We start from the raw sequence: 500 nt of genomic DNA on the forward strand, positions 1-500 counted from the left end.
ACGTCATAGCCGACTGGCCGATAAACCGGGTCGGCGAACTGCTCCCCTGGCGCGTAGCACTGCCGACTGAATAACACATCCCCGTCAATACGGTTCTTGCTGCACGCTTACTGTTCATGTCACACCAACATTAGATCTGAATTATTATTACGATCCCCATTCGACGAAAATTGAAGAAGATGGCAGCACTATCAGTGACGAAGCGGTAAAACAACGGGGGGAAATAAAAGTGGGAGTCACGGGCAATATCAGTCAGCGAGTGTCCCTGCGTGGTAGCGTGGCGTGGCAGAAAGGGAGTGATGATTTTGCCCAGACGGCAGGGTTTTTGTCGATGACGGTGAAATGGTAGCTGCTTTGCGCCCGGCATTGTAGCCGGATGTGGTGCGAGCTGAACTGAACCCCAAAACCTGGACAGTTTCAGTTAACCGGCTTTTTGATGCTCAGTCCGGTATTCTACCGGACTGAGTCCCCCAAGACTGAGTTTTATTCTTTTTTGATTC

The 500-nt window shown here is 50.8% G+C and carries 2 protein-coding genes and 1 pseudogene; 2 read left to right on the forward strand and 1 reads right to left on the reverse strand.

What is annotated here, in order from left to right:
• The coding region (locus ACJHX3_RS25105; RefSeq protein ID WP_252966805.1) for a hypothetical protein at nucleotides 1-74 on the forward strand (74 nt) is incomplete at its 5' end.
• A 38-nt stretch (nucleotides 75-112) separates the two neighbouring features.
• Nucleotides 113-349, forward strand: a pseudogene (locus ACJHX3_RS25110) (autotransporter outer membrane beta-barrel domain-containing protein); the annotation flags it as partial.
• 72 nt (nucleotides 350-421) lie between these two features.
• On the opposite strand, the gene ACJHX3_RS25115 reads toward ACJHX3_RS25110, so the two are convergent.
• A partial coding sequence (locus ACJHX3_RS25115; protein WP_323498327.1) for an IS3 family transposase occupies nucleotides 422-500 on the reverse strand: 79 nt, incomplete at its 5' end.

This window comes from Escherichia sp. WS1265 (assembly GCF_046487585.1).
GTDB classification, from domain to species: domain Bacteria; phylum Pseudomonadota; class Gammaproteobacteria; order Enterobacterales; family Enterobacteriaceae; genus Escherichia; species Escherichia coli.